This is a genomic window from Tropicibacter sp. Alg240-R139 (assembly GCF_900537075.1).
Lineage (GTDB): Bacteria > Pseudomonadota > Alphaproteobacteria > Rhodobacterales > Rhodobacteraceae > Falsiruegeria.
Map to the genome: position 1 here is coordinate 353,781 of NZ_UNRA01000001.1, position 18,305 is coordinate 372,085.

The 18,305-nt window shown below is 58.2% G+C and carries 18 protein-coding genes; 16 read left to right on the forward strand and 2 right to left on the reverse strand.

Annotated features, from left to right (window positions below; translation table 11 throughout):
* Genes G6R15_RS01780 through G6R15_RS01800 form a run of 5 tightly spaced genes read left to right on the forward strand, consistent with a single transcriptional unit; the run spans position 1 to position 5,079 of the window.
* Positions 1-972, forward strand: coding sequence for an adenylate/guanylate cyclase domain-containing protein (locus G6R15_RS01780; RefSeq protein ID WP_164658073.1), 972 nt, complete (start codon positions 1-3; stop codon positions 970-972).
* Entirely contained in the window at positions 969-1,946 is a 978-nt protein-coding gene (locus G6R15_RS01785) for an adenylate/guanylate cyclase domain-containing protein (protein ID WP_164658074.1), read from the forward strand. The genes G6R15_RS01780 and G6R15_RS01785 overlap by 4 nt, the downstream gene beginning before the upstream one ends.
* Positions 1,943-2,917 carry a nuclear transport factor 2 family protein gene (locus G6R15_RS01790; protein WP_164658075.1) on the forward strand — a complete coding sequence of 325 codons (975 nt, stop codon included), beginning with the start codon at positions 1,943-1,945 and terminating at the stop codon, positions 2,915-2,917. The genes G6R15_RS01785 and G6R15_RS01790 overlap by 4 nt, the downstream gene beginning before the upstream one ends.
* The gene (locus G6R15_RS01795) at positions 2,905-3,891 is read left to right on the forward strand and encodes an adenylate/guanylate cyclase domain-containing protein (protein WP_164658076.1); all 987 of its coding nucleotides are present in this window, start codon (positions 2,905-2,907) and stop codon (positions 3,889-3,891) included. The genes G6R15_RS01790 and G6R15_RS01795 overlap by 13 nt, the downstream gene beginning before the upstream one ends.
* A gap of 15 nt (positions 3,892-3,906) precedes the next feature.
* The gene (locus tag G6R15_RS01800; protein ID WP_164658077.1) at positions 3,907-5,079 is read left to right on the forward strand and encodes a M24 family metallopeptidase; all 1,173 of its coding nucleotides are present in this window, start codon (positions 3,907-3,909) and stop codon (positions 5,077-5,079) included.
* A 550-nt stretch (positions 5,080-5,629) separates the two neighbouring features.
* Here the strand turns inward: G6R15_RS01800 and G6R15_RS01805 are convergent.
* The gene (locus G6R15_RS01805) at positions 5,630-6,619 is read right to left on the reverse strand and encodes an AraC family transcriptional regulator (RefSeq protein WP_164658078.1); all 990 of its coding nucleotides are present in this window, start codon (positions 6,617-6,619) and stop codon (positions 5,630-5,632) included.
* A gap of 240 nt (positions 6,620-6,859) precedes the next feature.
* On the opposite strand from G6R15_RS01805, the gene G6R15_RS01810 reads away from it, so the two are divergent.
* From G6R15_RS01810 to G6R15_RS01845, 8 genes are all read left to right on the forward strand, one after another.
* Positions 6,860-8,101, forward strand: coding sequence for a dipeptidase (locus tag G6R15_RS01810; RefSeq protein WP_164658079.1), 1,242 nt, complete (start codon positions 6,860-6,862; stop codon positions 8,099-8,101).
* A gap of 53 nt (positions 8,102-8,154) precedes the next feature.
* Positions 8,155-8,640, forward strand: a complete 486-nt coding sequence (locus G6R15_RS01815) for a FixH family protein (RefSeq protein ID WP_164658080.1) — start codon at positions 8,155-8,157, stop codon at positions 8,638-8,640.
* Positions 8,641-8,695: 55 nt separating this feature from the next.
* Entirely contained in the window at positions 8,696-9,802 is a 1,107-nt protein-coding gene (locus tag G6R15_RS01820; protein WP_164658081.1) for a cytochrome-c peroxidase, read from the forward strand.
* 15 nt (positions 9,803-9,817) lie between these two features.
* On the forward strand, positions 9,818-10,213 hold the full coding sequence (locus G6R15_RS01825) for a hypothetical protein (RefSeq protein ID WP_164658082.1): 396 nt from the start codon (positions 9,818-9,820) through the stop codon (positions 10,211-10,213).
* Between the two features lie 109 nt (positions 10,214-10,322).
* Entirely contained in the window at positions 10,323-11,675 is a 1,353-nt protein-coding gene (locus G6R15_RS01830) for an amidohydrolase family protein (protein ID WP_205520453.1), read from the forward strand.
* Between the two features lie 60 nt (positions 11,676-11,735).
* Entirely contained in the window at positions 11,736-11,999 is a 264-nt protein-coding gene (locus G6R15_RS01835) for a DUF3302 domain-containing protein (RefSeq protein WP_164658084.1), read from the forward strand.
* Positions 11,996-12,919, forward strand: a complete 924-nt coding sequence (locus G6R15_RS01840; RefSeq protein WP_164658085.1) for an efflux RND transporter periplasmic adaptor subunit — start codon at positions 11,996-11,998, stop codon at positions 12,917-12,919. The genes G6R15_RS01835 and G6R15_RS01840 overlap by 4 nt, the downstream gene beginning before the upstream one ends.
* Entirely contained in the window at positions 12,901-14,163 is a 1,263-nt protein-coding gene (locus G6R15_RS01845) for a carbohydrate porin (RefSeq protein WP_164658086.1), read from the forward strand. Before G6R15_RS01840 ends, G6R15_RS01845 begins: the two co-directional genes overlap by 19 nt.
* Before the next feature lie 265 nt (positions 14,164-14,428).
* Here the strand turns inward: G6R15_RS01845 and G6R15_RS01850 are convergent, their stop codons facing one another.
* Complete coding sequence (locus tag G6R15_RS01850; RefSeq protein ID WP_164658087.1) at positions 14,429-14,902, reverse strand: nucleoside deaminase; 474 nt, start codon at positions 14,900-14,902, stop codon at positions 14,429-14,431.
* A gap of 63 nt (positions 14,903-14,965) precedes the next feature.
* Between G6R15_RS01850 and G6R15_RS01855 the strand changes: the two genes are divergently transcribed.
* From G6R15_RS01855 to G6R15_RS01865, 3 genes are all read left to right on the forward strand, one after another.
* Positions 14,966-15,970 carry a pseudouridine synthase gene (locus tag G6R15_RS01855; RefSeq protein ID WP_164658088.1) on the forward strand — a complete coding sequence of 335 codons (1,005 nt, stop codon included), beginning with the start codon at positions 14,966-14,968 and terminating at the stop codon, positions 15,968-15,970.
* Between the two features lie 176 nt (positions 15,971-16,146).
* Complete coding sequence (locus G6R15_RS01860) at positions 16,147-17,070, forward strand: 5-bromo-4-chloroindolyl phosphate hydrolysis family protein (protein WP_164658089.1); 924 nt, start codon at positions 16,147-16,149, stop codon at positions 17,068-17,070.
* A 41-nt stretch (positions 17,071-17,111) separates the two neighbouring features.
* A complete protein-coding gene (locus tag G6R15_RS01865) occupies positions 17,112-18,302 on the forward strand; it encodes a toxic anion resistance protein (protein WP_164658090.1) in 1,191 nt (396 codons plus the stop codon).
* Positions 18,303-18,305 lie beyond the last annotated feature (3 nt).

Sequence of the window (18,305 nt, forward strand, 5' to 3'; positions counted from 1 at the left end):
ATGAGCGACATCACCCCCTCGCCCGAATTAGGAGCCATCGTTCGCCGCTGGCTCCGTTCCTATGCGGCAGGTGATAAAGAGGCGGTGCTCAACCTCTTCTCGCAAGACAGCGCCTTGGGCTACATCGGCTCGTCCCATGACGAAATCTGGCGCGACGAAACCCTGCGCCGTGGCATGGGCGGGTATATGGAGGACATCCCGAGTTTCTCTTGGGACAAGGACGATTTCCGAGGGTATGAATGCGGCAAACTGGGCTGGGTCGAATGGTTCGGCGGTCGGGTCTCGCTGGACAGCGGCAAGGAAATCACCTTTCGCTCGACCTTTGTGCTGCATCTGGAAAAGGGCGTCTGGCGGATCGTCCATGTCCACAACTCCAACCCGGTCTCGAACATGGACGCCCTGGGGTATCAATCCCGCGGGTTCGAGGAACTGTTAGAGGCCGCTTTGTCCGCCCCGGTCAACCTGGCACAGACCGGCATGGCGACGATCATGTTCACCGACATCGCCGGCAGTTCGGCGCTGGCCGAGACCCTTGGTGACGCCCGTTGGTCAGCCGCCGTTCAAGCGCACATGAAGCAGGTCGGCGACATCCTGTCTGACCACGGCGGAACATTGGTTAAAACCCTGGGCGACGGCACCATGTCCGCCTTCCCCTCTGCCACCGGCGCCCTGACAGCGGCTGCTGAACTCCAGCGGATGATCACAAACAGCACCGCCGAGCCGCGCCTGCAAATCCGCATCGGGTTGCACACCGGCGATCTGGTGGAACAGGACGGCGACATGTTCGGCACCGTTGTGAACAAGGCCGCCCGCGTCGCCTCGATCGCGGCGCCTGGCGACATCTGTCTTTCGGACGCCACCCACATCATGGTCGGCGGCGCGACACAATTTGACTTCTCGGAACCGGCACAGGTCCGGCTCAAGGGGCTAGAGGGCCAGCACACCACTTATCGGCTGGAGTGGCAGGAATGAGCGACGTTCGCCCCTCTCCTGAAATCCTGGCCATCGCACGGCGCTGGATCGAAGCGGTCCCGAACCGGAAACCAAATGACCTGCGCAATCTGATGACCAAAGAAGACCATCTGCTGTTTTTGGGAACAGCAGAAGACGAACTCTGGTCAGGCACACCTGTCCGCGATGGTGTTGGTGAATTTTTCGGCGCACTCTCGGACTTCACCAAATGTGAAGAGCAGTTCGGCGTAGCCTATGAAAACGGCGGAACCGGGTGGGCCTGCTTCACCCATATAGTCGCATTCGCCTCCCTCCCTGACAGATCATTTCTAGTGCGCAATACACTTGTCCTCACACTCGAAGACGGGGCTTGGAAAATCGTCCACCGCCATGGATCCCTGCCTACCCCGAACGAAGATCACACCGGCGTCGAGCAACCCGCCATCGCCGATCTGGTCACAGCCGCAAAAGATGGGATCACGTTGAACCAGACCGAAGGCCTCGCCTCGATCATGTTCACCGACATCGTCGGATCATCGGCCCTGGCCTCGGCCCTTGGCGACCGCGCCTGGTCTCCCATCATCTCGGCCCATTTCAAAACGATCCGGGACATTGTCGAAAAGAATGACGGCCAATTCGTCAAATCTCTGGGCGATGGCACAATGTCGTCGTTTCCGTCCGCCCGCGCCTGCCTAAGCGCCGCAACACAGATACAATCCGCGCTGCAATCCGACACCAACGAACCGCACCTAACCGTGCGCGTCGGCATCCACACCGGCGAAGTGATGCAGGCCCACGACGACTTTTTCGGCACCGTCGTGAACAAGGCCGCCCGCATCACCGCCACGGCGCAGGCGCAACAAATCCGGGTGTCGGATACAACGCGCCTGATCGCCGGAAACACCGGAGGCTTCACCTTTTTCGGTTCAAAGGATTTTAACCTCAAAGGACTGCAAGGTCGCCACACAACTTACCTGCTAGAGTGGCAGGCATGACCGATCCGTTCACCCCGTCGCCGGAACTAAAAGCCGTCGCCCGGCGGTTCTTTCGGGCGGTTCGCGAACGGGACGGCAAAGCGATGCGAAACCTCTTGTCGCGCTCGGCCAAGTTGCGGTTTATCGGTACCGCGCCAAACGAACGCTGGAGCGGGCAGTCCCTGCGCGACGGGCTTGCGGCGCATTTCAACGAAGCCCCCCCCTTTCTGGTGGACGAGGAAACCTACGGCGAAGCCTTTGAAGCAGGTGACACCGGCTGGGCCATCTTTGAACGCAGCATCGAATTGCAGGGCACCCCGGTGCCGGTCGATTTTCGGTTCACCCTAATTTTCACGATGGAAGACGGCACATGGAAAATCCTGCACCGCCATGCTTCGATTGGCAAACCAAACGCCGACACGCATGGCGTTGAACACCGCGCGCTGGATGAACTGGCCGCGCTGGCCTCGGCCTCGGACCTGCCGGAAACACACACTGATATCGTGACGGTCCTGTTCACCGATATTACCGATTCAACAACCCTTGCCGCAACTCTTGGAGACAGGCTTTGGACAGAGATCGTTCAACGTCATTTGATCATGATCGAGGACTGCGTAAGCAAACACGGCGGTCAGTTGGTCAAGTCCCTGGGCGACGGCACAATGTCCGTCTTCCCCTCCGCCGCCCAAGCCTTGCGGGCTGCGCGCTCCGTTCAGCAAACCCTGGCGCAGGTCCAGCAAGAACCCCGCCTGAGCGTCCGCATCGGGGCTCATACCGGGGGTGTGGTGCACTCTGGCCAGGATTTCTTTGGCACCGTTGTCAACAAAACAGCCAGGCTGACAGCCATCACCGGCCCCGAAGAAATCCGTGTGTCCCACGCCACCCGTACAATGGTCGGCAACGCCGAGTTCACCTTTGCCAGCCCCCTCACCGTTCCACTCAAGGGACTGGATGGCGAACACCTAATCCACAAGTTTGAATGGCAGACATGATCCGCCCCTCACAAGAAATCGCCGCCGTCGTCCGGCGCTGGAACGATGCCATGCGTCGCAAGGACGGGGCCACGCTGACCAACATGCTCTCGCGGTCCGAGCATCTGCGCTATCAAGGGTCAGCCGAGGGCGAAAGCTGGGCCGGGCAAGTATTCCGGCAAGGTTTTGTCGATCATGTGCGGGAAATCCCCGATTATGACTGGGAGGAACATGCAACCGAAGCCTTTGAATGCGGCTCGGTGGGCTGGGCGCATTGTCTGGCAACCCTGCGGTTTTCCACCACTGGCAGCGAATCCCTGCATCGCTTCACATTTGTTTTGCACCTGGAAGAAGGCAGCTGGCGCATGGTGCAGCTGCATGTGTCCAATCCAACGAACAACTTCGAAAAGATGGGCGCAGATCACCGCGCCTTGGACGATCTGATCGAGGCCGCACGCGCCGACAATCCCATGCACGGCCAAAGCGGCGTCGCAACGGTGATGTTTACCGACATCGTCGGATCTTCAATCATTGCGCAAACCGTGGGTGACGTGGTGTGGAGCCGGACAGTGAATGACCACATCACCGCCGTCAGCGCCAACGTCGAGGTCAACGGCGGCCGCATGATCAAATCCCTGGGCGACGGCACCATGTGCACCTTCTCCTCGGCCCGCGCCGCAATGGTCTGTGCGCAGGACTTGCAACGTGGATTGCAAAACATACCTGCCGAACCCCGCATCCAGATCCGCATTGGCCTGCACACCGGCGAAGTCATCGACACCGGCGAAGACTTCTTTGGCACCGTCGTGAACAAAGCCGCGCGTGTCGCGGGGCTGGCCGGAGCAGAAGAGATCCGGGTATCGGACGCGACCCGATTAATGATCGGAACCGACCCGCAGTTTTCGTTTTCAGACCAGACAGCAGGCGTTCTGCGGGGATTAGCTGGAAACCATACGACACATCTTTTGGCCTGGCGCGACGCGACCCCGGACTAAAAAGAAAGGAAAAACGTGCCAGCAACAGATTTCTCGCAAATCGAATATGATCAACGCCTGACCAAGACCCGCACCGCCATGGCGCACCAAGGCATCGACACGCTGATCGTCGCCGACCCCTCGAACATGGCCTGGCTGACAGGCTATGACGGGTGGAGCTTTTATGTCCCGCAAGTGGTCATCGTGCCCAGCACAGGCACGCCGCTCTGGTGGGGGCGCACGCAGGACAAGGCAGGCGCGGCACAGACCACCTGGATCGGCGCGGACAACCTGTTCGACTGGCCCGAAGAGCACGTCCAGCACCCAGACCACCACCCCTACGAGGCGCTTGTGACACTGCTGCAAGAGCGTGACTGGACCACCGGGCTCGGCGTCGAGATGGACAACTATTATTACTCCGCCGCCGCGCACCGTATCTTGGAAACTGCCTTTGGCCGCGACGCGATTGCGGACGCAACCGGACTGGTAAACTGGCAGCGCGCAGTCAAAAGCAAAGCGGAACTGGCGATGATGCGCAAGGCAGGCCAGCTGACCGCCCACATGCACGCCACCTTGCGCGACGGCTTTTGCGAAGGGCGCCCCAAAAACGAACTGGTGGCCGAGGTGCAGGCCGCAGGCGTCGCCGGGCTGCCGGGACTGGCGGGCGACTACCCGGCGATTGCGCCCATCGCGCCATCCGGCCTCGAAGCCTCCGCCTCGCATATCACCTGGAACGACCGGCCTTTGACTCGCGGAGAGGCCACCTATTTCGAGGTTTCGGGCTGCTATCACCGTTACCACTGCCCCGCCAGTCGGACGCTGTTTCTGGGCGATGTTCCCTCCGACATCCGCCGCGCCGAAGAGGCGGTATTACAAGCCATCGAAGACACCTTTGCCGCCGCCCGCCCCGGTACCGCTTGCGAGGATGTCGCCGCCTGTGTCTATGACAGCTTTGCGCGGGCCGGATACGTGAAAGCCAACCGAACCGGATACCCCATCGGCCTCAGCTACCCGCCCGACTGGGGCGAACGCACCATGAGCCTGCGCCCCGGCGACACGACGCCCTTGCAGGAAAACATGACCTTCCACCTGATGCCCGGCCTCTGGACGCCAGACTGGGGCGTGGCAATCACCGAAAGCTTTGTCGTCACCCCGAGCGGCGGCCAACCCCTCGCCGACATCCCCCGCGCCCTGGTGGTGAAAGGATAACGGGGGCACTCCCGTCCGTCGGTCGAGCATCAAAGATGCCCGCCTCCCGTTGGGCCGGGCCTCGCTCCGCTCGGCGGGTGGCGTTCTATTGCACGGTGGAGTTGGGGTTCAAACCGTTAGCCACACAGGTCATTGTGACGAGGTCGGTTATCCGCTCTTGCCAGTCCAGCACGTCCAGATTGGGCGTTCTTTACAGACCCTCAGGTCGTTCTACTGCTGATGCCGTCTGGTCACTCTCGCGAGACCGCTTTGCGCAGAAACTCGACTTTGCAAAGTCGAGCAAATGGGCCTACGTTGACCTTCGGTTGCTCCCATCGCAATGTCTGCTTTGTTCTGACCATCCAAGACGTACAGGCCGTGATCAGCTCGCAGAATACTCTCGTTGCTTTTGATGGGAATTCGGACGTGAGCAAGGTGAACAAAAGGCCAAGTGCTGATCTGGATAAAGCCCGAGCAAACGGTCAATTGCCGGACGGATACACGCCAAATCACGGCAGGAATCTACCTGACTGGCTTCCACAACGCATACGGAGCTAACCGAAACTTACGGTCACCTCTGCTTCGCCCGAGCCTGCGAAGGAGCTTTACCCGTCCACCGTCGGTAAGCCCGTGTAAAATTCGATGCTTGAGTAAAGCCGGTGCGAAAGGCAATTTCTGTCACCGTCATCTCACCTTCGCCAATTGCTGTAGTAGCGTATTGCTGCCGCTGCTCATCCAAAATAGCCTTGAAAGATGTGCCTTCGCTGGACAGCTTTCGGCTCAACGCCTTGGGATGAAGACGGCAGGCACGGGCGGTTTTGGTGATGTCGAGCTTGGGGTCACTCATATGATCACTACAAAAACTGCGAACCGACCCCACTAAGGTTTCAAACTCCTTAGCCGTCTCTCCTAGTGACATGTCACCGGTCTCAAACGCCTGGTTCATAACCATCCATCGGGAGGGAAACCGCAATGTCAGACCCATCTTTGAGCCGGTGATCAAAGAAGAACGGGGGAGCAACCAATCGGGCACGACGGTTTCGTCTACGACCACTGCAAGCACATCCTTTGGATCCCAGGCCTGACCCACACGTGGTCGAATTTGCTCGATAAGAAGGGCTAGGGTAAGCGCATCCGGGTGGGTCGGATTGGCGTCGGGTTCGACTTTTCGAGTCATTTTCAACGTCGCGTATTGTCCGTCATTCTCCAGCCTGTAGTTGGTAGAATTCCCATAGGATCCGACAGAAATCAGAAAACGGTCCAGCAGATTACCCACCGTTTGTTCGCCTGCCAAATGCTGCGTCACCGGTCCCATCGCATTTCGTGCCATATCGCGCCCGACTGTGGCCCCCAAAAACGGGTCACCAAGCCGAGTGGCGATCTCATCAATGGTCTCGTAGATGGCTTTAACGGGAATGAGCCGATCAAAATCCGTTCTGATGGCTTTGGAAATCTGCATATCGTCCAACAACAGATCCACATCTCCTCCGCGATCTTCGAAGTGAAGTATGAGCGGCATCAGAAGAGCGGCGCGAACCAATGGGGGGGAGCTATCAGGCATCCGACTAATCTAGACCAATCAGCTTGGCGTTGTCATTCATTCAAGGACGGCAATATGATACTACTGTACTCAAGGGATAAGACAGCCACGTTTTTCCAGACTAACTTCGAACATAGATATGTTGCCTTCACCGTATTTTCTCCAACCCGCGCAAAGGTTTCGCAGATGGAAGGTTTTATCGCCAGCCGCAGCTACGGATTGCCCACGTAATCCGGGCGCCGCCATTTAAGAGGACAAATCATGTCAAACAAGAACACGTTTTCCCGCCGTGAACTGATGGCCCTGGCAGCGCAATCCGCGGCGGCCCTCCCCCTTCTTGGCGCCCCGGCCCTGGCCCGTGAACTGGATGAATATGGCGGGTTCAGTGGCAACAAGAATTTCAAATATATCAGCGCCCCGGCAACCGTCTATGATTTTGGCCTGACACCGGAACAGGAAGAGCACGCCAAGGAATTGCACGCATCCCTGATCATCTTTGACGGCCTGTCGGAATGCACGTTCTACCCCGAGTTCATCACCAACATGAAACGCGGGGGCGGCACATCAGGCAACTTCTCGATTGGGATTTCTGACATGCTGCGCTGGACCCCGGACACCGTTTTCAAGCCACAGGAATGGTGGAGCTGGGAGGCGTTGAACAGAGATCTGGATGCGCTTTATCGCATGATGCACTTATTCCGAGATGACGCGATGATGACCCTGAACCACGCGGATATTCTGGAGGCAAAGAAAACCGGCAAGGTCGGCTTCATGCCGGGCACGCAGAACACCAAGTTTCTGGACGACGCCGTAAATCGCCTGGACGAAATGCACCGCAAAGGGCTCCGGATCGTTCAGATCACCTACAATGCGACGAACGCTGTTGGTGCTGGCAGTGCTGAGGCGCCGGAAAATCGGTTTGGACTCAGCCGCTTGGGACACATGGTGGTGGAGCGGATGAACGAAGTCGGAATGCTCGTCGATACAGGCCACAGCTCTCCCGAAACAATGATACGCGCAGCAGAAGTATCAACCAAACCCATCGTCATTTCGCATGCCGGGATGTTGTCAAAGGTCAACCAGACACGGGCGACAACGGACGAAGCCATCAGGGCGGTTGCCGACAAAGGCGGCGTAATGGGCGTGATCAGTACACCTACCGCCATTGCCGGAAGCGATAAATGCACCGTCGAGGACATGCTCGATAACGTCGATCACGCGGTTAACATCGCCGGTGTCGACGGCGTCGGGTTTGGCTCTGATTTCATTATCCCCGCGACATTCGAACAAATCCTGTCTGCCCCGGAATGGGACGAGGAAGTCGTCGCAACTATCGGTGAGTTTGAGGTATGGCCCTGGTCGGACGGGCATGTGGGCTGGGAGAACAACTCGGCTTATCCGAACATGACCCGTGGCTTGATCAAGCGAGGGTATTCGGACGAAGACATCGCCAAGATCATGGGTGGAAACTTCCTGCGGGTGATCAAAGACACCATTGGGTAAACCAGCGAAAAAGGAGGCCGGAGGCATCATACGTCTCTGGCTGGCTCAACATCATGCATTGGTTGCTCCTGCTCTTGCTCTCAATCTTTGTTCTGCCGGACACGGCAGGCGCAATGGATGCGATTGGCAAGGTGCGCCGGGAACGCCCAGAGGTTCTTGATACGTCCGCTACAGTGGCCACGCGGTACGGAACGTTGCAAGCGTCCTATGAGACCGATTTCCTCGAAGTGCCGCTGAATGGTGTGCATTCCTGGCGATTGTCGTTGCAGGACAAACAGGGCCAACCTGTCACCGGCGCGGACATCGTCCTGACAGCCGACATGCCAGAACATTTGCATGGCATGACCACCACGCCCCAGGTTCAAGATACCCAAACACCTGGTTTGTACCTTGTCCGTGGAATGAACTTCCACATGCCGGGGTATTGGGAGGTCACTCTGGACATCTCAGAAGCAGGCAGCCGTCATCTTTTACGTTTCAACCTGATTGTCGGTGAAAACCAGCGTGGCCCCGACAGGAAGGGTGCTGATGAAAGCTGAACCCCTCAGCCTGCTAATAACAATTCTCCCTTTGTTGGCAACTTTGTCTATTTGCGTGGTTCTTTCCAACCCGAGCAAAGCCGCAGAAAATAATCCCGTTGATTGGACTGAACGAGAGTTCGCCCTGATCCAATCCCTGTCCTTGTCGCAACTGCCGCCTCAGCCACCTTCACCTTCCAACCGTTACGCCGACAATCCAAGCGCTGCGTCGCTGGGGCGTGCGATCTTCAATGACGCCCGGTTCAGCGCCAACGGTGAAGTCAGCTGTGCAACCTGCCACCGGCAGGACTATGGCTTTACCGATGATCTGCCCCGGGGTCTCGGAATTGGCGTTGCCAACCGTCGCACCATGCCGATTGTCGGAATGGCCTATCAGAAATGGTTCTTTTGGGATGGTCGTGCGGACTCTCTCTGGTCGCAAACACTTGGCCCGCTGGAAAACCCGGTGGAGCATGGAATTGACCGGCATCAGGTTCAGCAGCTTGTCTCGGCGCATTACGCGCAGCCCTATCAACAGGTGTTTGCCGGCGACGCCACAAACCAGCCGGTTGACCAAGTCTTTGCAAACACTGGAAAGGCGCTGGCGGCACATGTCCGCACAGTGCTGCCGGAAACAACCCTGTTTGATTTGTATGCCGACGCATTGCGCAGCGACAGCAACGAAACCAGCATCCTGACGACAGCGGAAACACGTGGTCTAAGGCTGTTTGTCGGCAAAGCCAAATGCGTCAATTGCCACAATGGCCCCATGTTCACCAACGGAGAGTTCCACCATTCGGGAACCCCGGACAACGGAGAAACGGATCTGGGACGGGGCGCTGCTTTTAGCGATCTTGAGACCACGGAGTTCGGGTTCTTTGGTAAATGGAGCGACGCAGATCCGCAGGCAGACGGTGATCATATCCGGTTCTTAGACCGGAATACGCACAAGTACGCTGGCACGTTCAAGACACCTACCTTGCGTGGCGTGTCTGATCGCCCTCCGTACATGCACAACGGCGCTTTCAACTCTCTGGCACAGGTTCTGAACAACTACCGTGCCGTGTCCGGGTCGACGCTCGCGGACGAGGTATTCCACGGTGATCTGACGGATCGGGATCTGGTCGATCTTGAGGCGTTCTTGGGAACCTTGTCATCAAACTCCAACGATTTTCACAACTAGCTCAGGGGAAATTCAATGAAAACAAAGGCTCTGGTGACTGCGCTCTCAGTCCTTGCGACCACGGCATATGCCGAAGGAACGACCCGCTATATGCTGGAAGGTATCGCAGACCCATCGACCTGGGGTGCAATTCTTGCAAATCCTCAGGATCGTGGCCCCAACGCCGAGGCGCTCATGAACGCCGCAGGATGCGAGCTGATCGACTACTACTTTGGGATGTACAACTACAAAAGCTACGTCGTCATTGAATGTCCGAAATCCGTCGATATCGGGCCGATTCAGATTACCATGTTTGGAGCTGGAACAGTCGATACTGGCACCGCGACTCCCATTGTGACCACAGCGGAAATGGTTGACGTGGCAAAGGCTGCTCAGAAGATATCCGGCTCCTATGGCGGGCCAAGTGAGTAATCAACGCACCAGGCAAGCAAGCGGTAAGAAACTGAACATGCTTTTTGCCTGGATATTATGCGAAGGGAAAAAGCTTTTGAGTACAACATCTTGGAGAATTGATGTGATGATGAAGGCACTAACGGTTATTGCGTTTTCCCTCGCAGCGACGATGGCCTCGGCCCAGGATGAGCCAGAACAGACATTGTTTACGAACGTCAATGTGTTCGATGGTGTCAATGACGGGTTGCTTGAAAACGCAAACGTGTTGGTTGAGGGAAACCTGATCAAGACAGTCTCGACCGCTGCGATTAACGCAGGCGGGGCGACTGTTATCAACGGCGACGGGCGCACCCTGATGCCCGGCCTGATGGATATGCATACGCATCTGTCTATTGTGCGGGAATTATCAACGGCGCGTCACGAGCTTAGCCCTCTTGCACATGGCGCAATTGCGATGAAGCGGGCTGAAGGCATGCTCATGAATGGGTTTACCACTGTCATGGATGTCGGCGGGCCGGCGATTTATCTAAAGGACCTGATCGACGGAGACGCTGGCTTTTTTGGGCCGCGCATCTATTCCGCCGAGGCCTTCATTACGCAAACTAACGGGCATGGGGATTTTCGCACGCGGATGGAATACAATCCCAACAATTCCGGGGGTATTAGAAGTTGGTATGAATACTACACGGCTTGCATTGCCGACGGCGTAACCGAAATCCGGCGCTGTGGCAGAGAGAACTTTCGGAAAGGTGCAACTCATCTAAAGATGATGGTCGGTGGCGGTGTTTCCAGCAGGTTTGATCCGCTGCATGGTTTGCAAGGCTCACCCGAGGAAATTGCGGCAGCTGTGGAAGTGGCGCGAAACATGAAGACCTTTGTGACCGTGCACGCATACACCGATGAATCCGTTCGTATGGCTGTTGAGGCCGGTGTTCCCCATATCCTGCACGCGCCACTGATCACCGAAGAAACTGCCAAGTTGATGGGGGAAAATGGTGTCTATATGCAACCAAATCTGGAAGCGGTTCTCGGGCTTACCGAAGAGAACGCAGCAGCATTCTTATCGCCAGCATCCTTTGCAAAGTGGAAATCGATCTACGATGAATACCCTGTCGCCATGGAGGCGGCGATCAAGCATGGGGTGAAGATCGTGTTTGGCACCGACCTTCTGTCTCAATGGAACCAAACTCTCGCGTTCGACAAGACTGCGGCCCTCGAATTGCTGCAATTGGAGAAATATCTTGGCTCGGCTGGGGCACTTCGGGCGGCAACGTCAACAGCGGCAGAAGTCATCGACCTTATGGGGCCAAATGATCCCTATCAGGACGGTGCAAAAGGTGTCGTCGCCGAAGGCGCATATGCTGATCTACTTTTGGTCGACGGCAACGTTTTGGAAGACCTCGCGCTTTTGACCGATCCGGGCAAGAACCTTGTCGTGATCATGAAAGACGGCATCATCTACAAGAATTCGCTGAACTGATGCCATAAAAGCGAGTGGCTCACGCCGCCTGTTGGCAAAATTTGAAGTAAGGGAGTTCTCATGACCGCACTTGATTACATCGCTATCGGCATGATCCTTTTCATGGCGTGCCTCGGGATCGGGGTCTTCGTCTTTCTAGGTGGATGGCCCGGTCGGGTGGCTGCAAAGCGCAGACATCCCTATCGATCAGCGGTTTCCGTCGGCGGCTGGGTGACCTTGATTGCCGGGGGTGTCCTGTTCCCCCTCGTGTTGATTTGGGCCTATGCCGGATCCACGGATGCTGAGGTAGCTGCGACGGATGTCGCGGAAGGCGGTGCCGCATGATCATGCTTCTGGTAGGTGGCTATACGGGCCTGCTTTGGGTGCTGGTAAAGGTTGGCGTCTTCCCGAAATGGTATGGCTGGATGAAGATCTCACCCATTGTTGTGGGTGTCGTGGCTTTCATGGTGATCTTCCTGCCGCTCAACTGGAATGCGCCCATGGGCGGAACCGTGGTCACAGTCGGTTCCGTCGGGATCAAGCCAGCAGTTGCCGGACCTGTGACCGAAGTTGTCGCCGTCTCGCACACGCCGATTGCCAAAGGCGAGGTTCTGTTTGAGATCGACAAGACACCTTACGCGGCGGCTGTGCTGCAAGCTAAGGCTCAGCTGTCTCTTGCCCAAGACCAATTGACACGCAAAGCGAAACTGCTGGCAAGTAACACGGTCGCTGAAGCCGAGGTCGAAGCCCTGCGCGCCAATGTGTCGGTGGCCGAGGCGGCCGTCACCCTTGCTGAAGTTGATCTTGCAAACGCAACCGTTCGGGCGCCTTTTGACGGTATCATTCCTGCCATGACCCTGCTGTCAGGCAACCGGGTGACGCCCAATGTGCCGGTGCTGGCGTTCCTCGACATCGACAAGCCTGTCATCAACCTTGTGCTGAGCCAAAACCAGATCCGCAATGTCAAACCGGGGCAGCCCGCCGAGGCGGTGTTCAAAGCCTTTCCCGGACAGACGTTTCAGGGAACGGTATCGGGCCTCTACCTGACATCTCCGGATGCAGAATACGATCTGGATGGCGCCACGCCCGAAGTGCCGATAATCACCGATACGACCTATGTTGTGGTGCTGGACCTCGAAACACACGGGCAAACCCTGCCGCCCGGCTCTTCTGGTCAGGGGCTGGTGCTGACGGATCAGGGGACAAAGTTCCAATTCATCAATCAACTGACCCTGCGGATGACAACTTGGATGAACTTCTTCTGATGTGGCCTCGCTTTGCATTAACCGCCTTAATAGCAAGTCTTGCCTCAGCCGCATCTTCTCAAGAGTCCAGCCCACGTGATCGGCTTGAAGCCGCTGCGGCAACCTCAATTGGTGGCCCTGCGAGCGCCGAAGCACAGCAGGAACAAGATCGGTTGCGCAGGCTGCAAACCTCACGATGGCCCGGATTTGACCGCACCATCGATCCTGCCGAGTCCTGGAAAGAGCGGCTGCACAAAGACACCGGCCTTGCCCTGTCGTTTGACTATCAGGCGCTTTACCAGACCTCCAACAGCACCGTTTCCGGTGTTGACCAAGGCGCGGCGGGACAAGCCAGAATTCTGGGCACATGGACACTTGCGGATCGTGACGGCAGTAACCCCGGCAGCTTTGTCTTTATCCTCGAGAACCGGCATAAGCTGGGGCTGGACCAGACACCTGCCGGTCTCGCTGGCGAGATTGGCTATGCCGGACTCACTGGCCTGACCTTTGGCGATAATGGCTCCGTCCTGTCTGTTGCCTATTGGTCTCAGGCGATCATGGAGGGGCGCGGCGGCCTCGTTGCGGGCCGAATTGATCCGGGCGATTACACCGATATTCTGGGCTACGTGAACCCCCGCACCGGGTTTCAGAATTTTGCGATCAATTACAATCCCGTCCTGACAATCCCCGATCCCGGCTTTGGGATCGGTGGCGGCGTCCACCTGACGGATCAGGTCTATGTGCTTGGGATTGTTTCGGATGCAAATGGGTCGCTGACGGACGTAGAATGGTTTCCGGGCGGCGCCGAGTTCTACAAATACGCCCAGATCGGCTGGACGCCCGCCCGCAATCAACGCTACCTGACCAACGTCCACCTGGGCGCATATCACATCGACGCCCGCGCGGACAAAGGCCTGCCATCCAGCTCGGGTGTCGTTCTGTCCGGCAACTACACGTTTGAAAACGATCTGATGATATTCGGGCGGCTTGGATGGTCCGACGGCAATGACCCGATTGCCAAAAGGGGGGCTACAGGCGGGCTGATCTGGCGACCGGGGTTCTATGATGACCTGATTGGCATCGCTGCAACCTGGGCAGAACCCGTAACCGCCGGGTTGAAAAATCAAACTACATTCGAAGCCTTCTATCGCCTGGACATCTCTGACAACTTGGCACTAACGGCTGACGTGCAATACATCAACAACCCGGGGTTTAACGCAGATGATCCGCTGGTGCTCGGCCTGAGGCTGAGGTTCAACCTGTAAAATGCAGACCTAGTCGGCAAGCACAGAGACGATCAGAAAGCCGTTCGAAGCGCTGTGCAGAAACGTCTGAAAGGGGCTGTAAGCGGTCAAAACTTCTGCCCTTCTCCGATGCCGCGAAAGTATCCGATCGCGACGCCATCCAGACATGTCTTAACCAATTCCAATACCCTTACTACCAAATTTTAAACACACGTGCCGCACTGCGGCGACATACAGCGGTGCACGCTTGGTGCACGCCCTGTGCACGCATATCACAGCCCGAAACCTAGCCCTTGTCGCCCCCCGTTGCGCCGCGTCGCAGCGCGAAGAAATCCTTTAACACCTGCTCGCACTCCTGCGCCGCGATGCCGTCATAGACTTCCGGATTATGATGCGCCTGGGGGTGGGAAAACACCCGCGCGCCGTGGGCCACGCCGCCCGATTTCGGGTCCGACGCGCCATAGTAAATCCGCGCCACACGCGCCGCCGCCAAAGCCGCCGCGCACATCGCACATGGCTCCAGCGTGACATAGAGGTCATGGCCCACCAGACGTTCTGACCCCACCGCAGCGCAGGCCGCGCGCAAGGCTACAATCTCGGCATGGGCGGTTGGATCATTCCACTCTCGCGTGCGGTTGCCGGCAGCGGCCACGACCCAACCCTCGGGCGAGACGATGACGGCACCAACGGGGACTTCGCCGCGTTCGGCGGCGGCGCGTGCCTGTTCAAGTGCCTGATTCATATGGGATTTGAAGGTCATGCCCTACCCTGCCCAAGAATGGGTGCTTTCGCAAGCGACCGGAATGGGCTAAAGCCCGAAACCATGAGCAAAACCCCATCTCCCTCGACGCCCCCCGAGACACGGAAAGGCGACCGTATCGCCAAGGTTCTGGCCCGTGCAGGCGTCGCCTCGCGCCGGGACGCTGAACGCCTGATCCAGGCCGGGCTGGTCACCGTGAACGGCAAGACCATCACCTCGCCCGCGCTGAACGTCACCGACACCGACCGGATCACGGTTGAGGGTAAGCCACTCGATCCCCCTGAACCGGCACGCCTGTGGCTCTATCACAAGCCCACTGGCCTGGTGACCACGGATCGCGACGAAAAGGGGCGCACCACGATCTATGACGAGCTGCCCGAGGACATGCCCCGTGTGATGAGCGTCGGCCGGCTCGACCTGAACTCTGAAGGTCTGCTGCTGCTCACCAACGATGGCGGCGTCAAACGCAAGCTCGAACTGCCCTCGACCGGGTGGGTGCGCAAGTACCGCGTGCGTGTAAATGGACGCCCGACCGAGGATCAGTTTGCCCCTTTGCGCAAGGGGCTGACCGTTGATGGGGAACGTTTCCAGCCGATGACCGTTTCGCTCGACCGTCAACAAGGGGCCAACGCCTGGCTGACCGTTGCGATCCGCGAAGGCAAGAACCGCGAAATCCGCCGCGCGATGGAAGAGATCGGCCTGTCGGTGAACCGCCTGCTGCGTGTCTCTTATGGCCCGTTCCAATTGGGCCAGCTCAAAGCGGGTGAAGTTGAAGAGATCCGCCGCCGTGTGCTGCGCGATCAGCTGGGCCTTGATGCCGAAGGCACCCCGCAAAACGAAGGCGCCAAACCACCCGCACGCCCACAGCGCAGCCGCGGCCCTGGTGCTAAATCCGGGCGCAAACCCGGCCCGAAACCCACAGGCACAGACGACCCAGGCAAAAGCCTGCGCCGCCCTGGGAAACCGGCCGCAAAACCGGGTGGTCGCCCGACCGGTCCCTCGGCTTCCTTTAGGGGTAAACCCGGCCCCGCTCGTGGCAAGCCCCCGGCGAAAAAGCGCCGGGACTGAGCGATTTAGCGCAGACTTCCCCCTAGCAAGGTGGCGCGCCATCGCCTAGTTTCATGGGCAACGGCTCATCGAGGGGGGCGGCATGTCTCAGACCGGAGTTCAGAAACTGGCCTATGTGGCCCTTATCGTCCTGCTGTTTGGTGTCTGCACCGGATGGCTGGGGGGACTCTGAACCTATGGCGCAGCGATATGGCGGAAAATTCAGCCCCGATGGTGGCTCTGATAATCAATCCAGCGATACCCCAAAGCCCCGCGGAACATTTGACGGCGCACGGGTAGAACCGGCGGGCGCGCGCGCAAATGTGATGTTTATCCCTGCAATCCCGCTGATTTTCATGTCCATTAACGACGGTGCCATCGGCATGTCCCTTGGCCTGATTGCGGCTGGCGTACTGACCGGAGCAGCGTTACTGCTGCGTGAAGGCCTGCGCGCCGAAGCCGCATTTAACGCCCGCAAAGTAGCGCGCAAACCCGCGTTTCCTCGCAAGATAGCCGCCGGTCTGCTCACCGGCATCGGTGTCGGCATCGCAGCCTTTCGCAATGATTATCTGGACCCCGAGACGGTTGGGCAGGTCAGCTTGATCGCGCCCCTTCTTTTTGGCGCTGCGGGCACAGCCCTGCATGCACTGGCTTTTGGCATTGACCCGATGTCCAACAAGGGGATGGAGGGTGTCGACACGTTCCAGCAAGACCGTGTCGCCCGTGTGGTGGACGAGGCCGAAGCCTATTTGGACGCCATGACTGATGCCGTCAAACGCGCCAGACACCGTCAGGTCGAGGCCCGCGTTGAACGCTTTCAAACCACGGCCCGTGATCTTTTCCGCACTGTCGAAGAAGACCCCCGCGACCTGACGGGTGCGCGTAAGTATCTGACCGTCTATCTGCAGGGCGCGCGCGATGCGACAATCAAGTTTGCCGATTTCTACAGTCGCAGCCGAGACGAAGACGCCCTGACCGACTATGTTGCCCTACTGGACGATCTGGAACAGAATTTCGCCGCCCGAACCCAAAAGATGCTGCTGGATGATCGCAGCGACCTGACCGTGGAAATCGACGTACTGCGCGACCGTTTGCAGCGCGAAGGCGTCCGGTTGGATTGACCGCCCATCATGTGGCCAAAACGTAACGAGGAACCCCAAGAATGTCCGACACAGTTCGTCAAAAGGCCGCTGAGGCCACAACCGCCGTCGAAGAAGTCACCGCCGTTGTCCTGCCTGAACCGCAGGCCGAGGTGGTGTCGATGCAAGACGCCGACGCGCCGGTGAGCGCCGAGATCCGCAAGCGCATGGACGAGATCGACATGGGTAACACCAACTCGATCGTGGCCTTTGGGTCAGGCGCGCAGGCAGAGCTGCAAGAGATTAGCCAGGCGATGCTGGCGGACGTGCGCAACAAGGATGTTGGCCCCGCAGGTGACTCCTTGCGCAACATCGTCACCACTATTCGCGGCTTTTCGGTCAACGAGCTGGACGTGCGCCGCGAACGCAGCTGGTGGGAGAAACTGCTGGGAAAGGCCGCACCTTTTGCCAAGTTTACCGCGCAGTATGAAGAAGTTCAGGGCCAGATCGACCGGATCACGGACAATCTGTTAGGACACGAACATACGCTGCTCAAGGATATCAAGTCGCTCGATCTGCTCTATGACAAGACGCTGAATTTCTATGACGAACTGGCCCTGTACATTGCGGCGGGCGAGGAAAAACTGGCGGAACTCGACAGCGTCGAGATCCCCGCAAAAGAGGCCGAAGTTCAGGCCGCCCCCGAGGAGCATCAAGTGATGAAGGCGCAAGAACTGCGCGACTTGCGTGCTGCCCGCGACGATCTGGAACGCCGGGTGCATGACCTGAAACTGACGCGCCAGGTGACCATGCAATCCCTGCCCTCGATCCGCCTTGTGCAGGAAAACGACAAATCGCTGGTGACCAAGATCAATTCGACGCTCGTCAACACAGTGCCGCTGTGGGAAACCCAGCTGGCTCAGGCCGTCACCATTCAGCGCTCGGCCGAGGCTGCCGCGGCTGTGCGCGATGCCAACGATCTGACCAACGAACTGCTGACCTCGAACGCGGCGAACCTGCGGGATAGCAACAAGATGATCCGTCAAGAAATGGAACGCGGTGTCTTTGACATCGAAGCGGTGAAACAGGCCAACGCCGATCTGATCGGCACGATTCAGGAAAGTCTGCAGATCGCCGACGAAGGCAAAGCCAAACGCGCCGCCGCCGAGGAAGATTTGAAGAAGATGGAAACCGAATTGCGCGACACACTGGCTGCAGCCAAGGCACGCAAAGACGGCATTGGCGATAACTCCGGCACCGCCGTGCCAAACTGATCC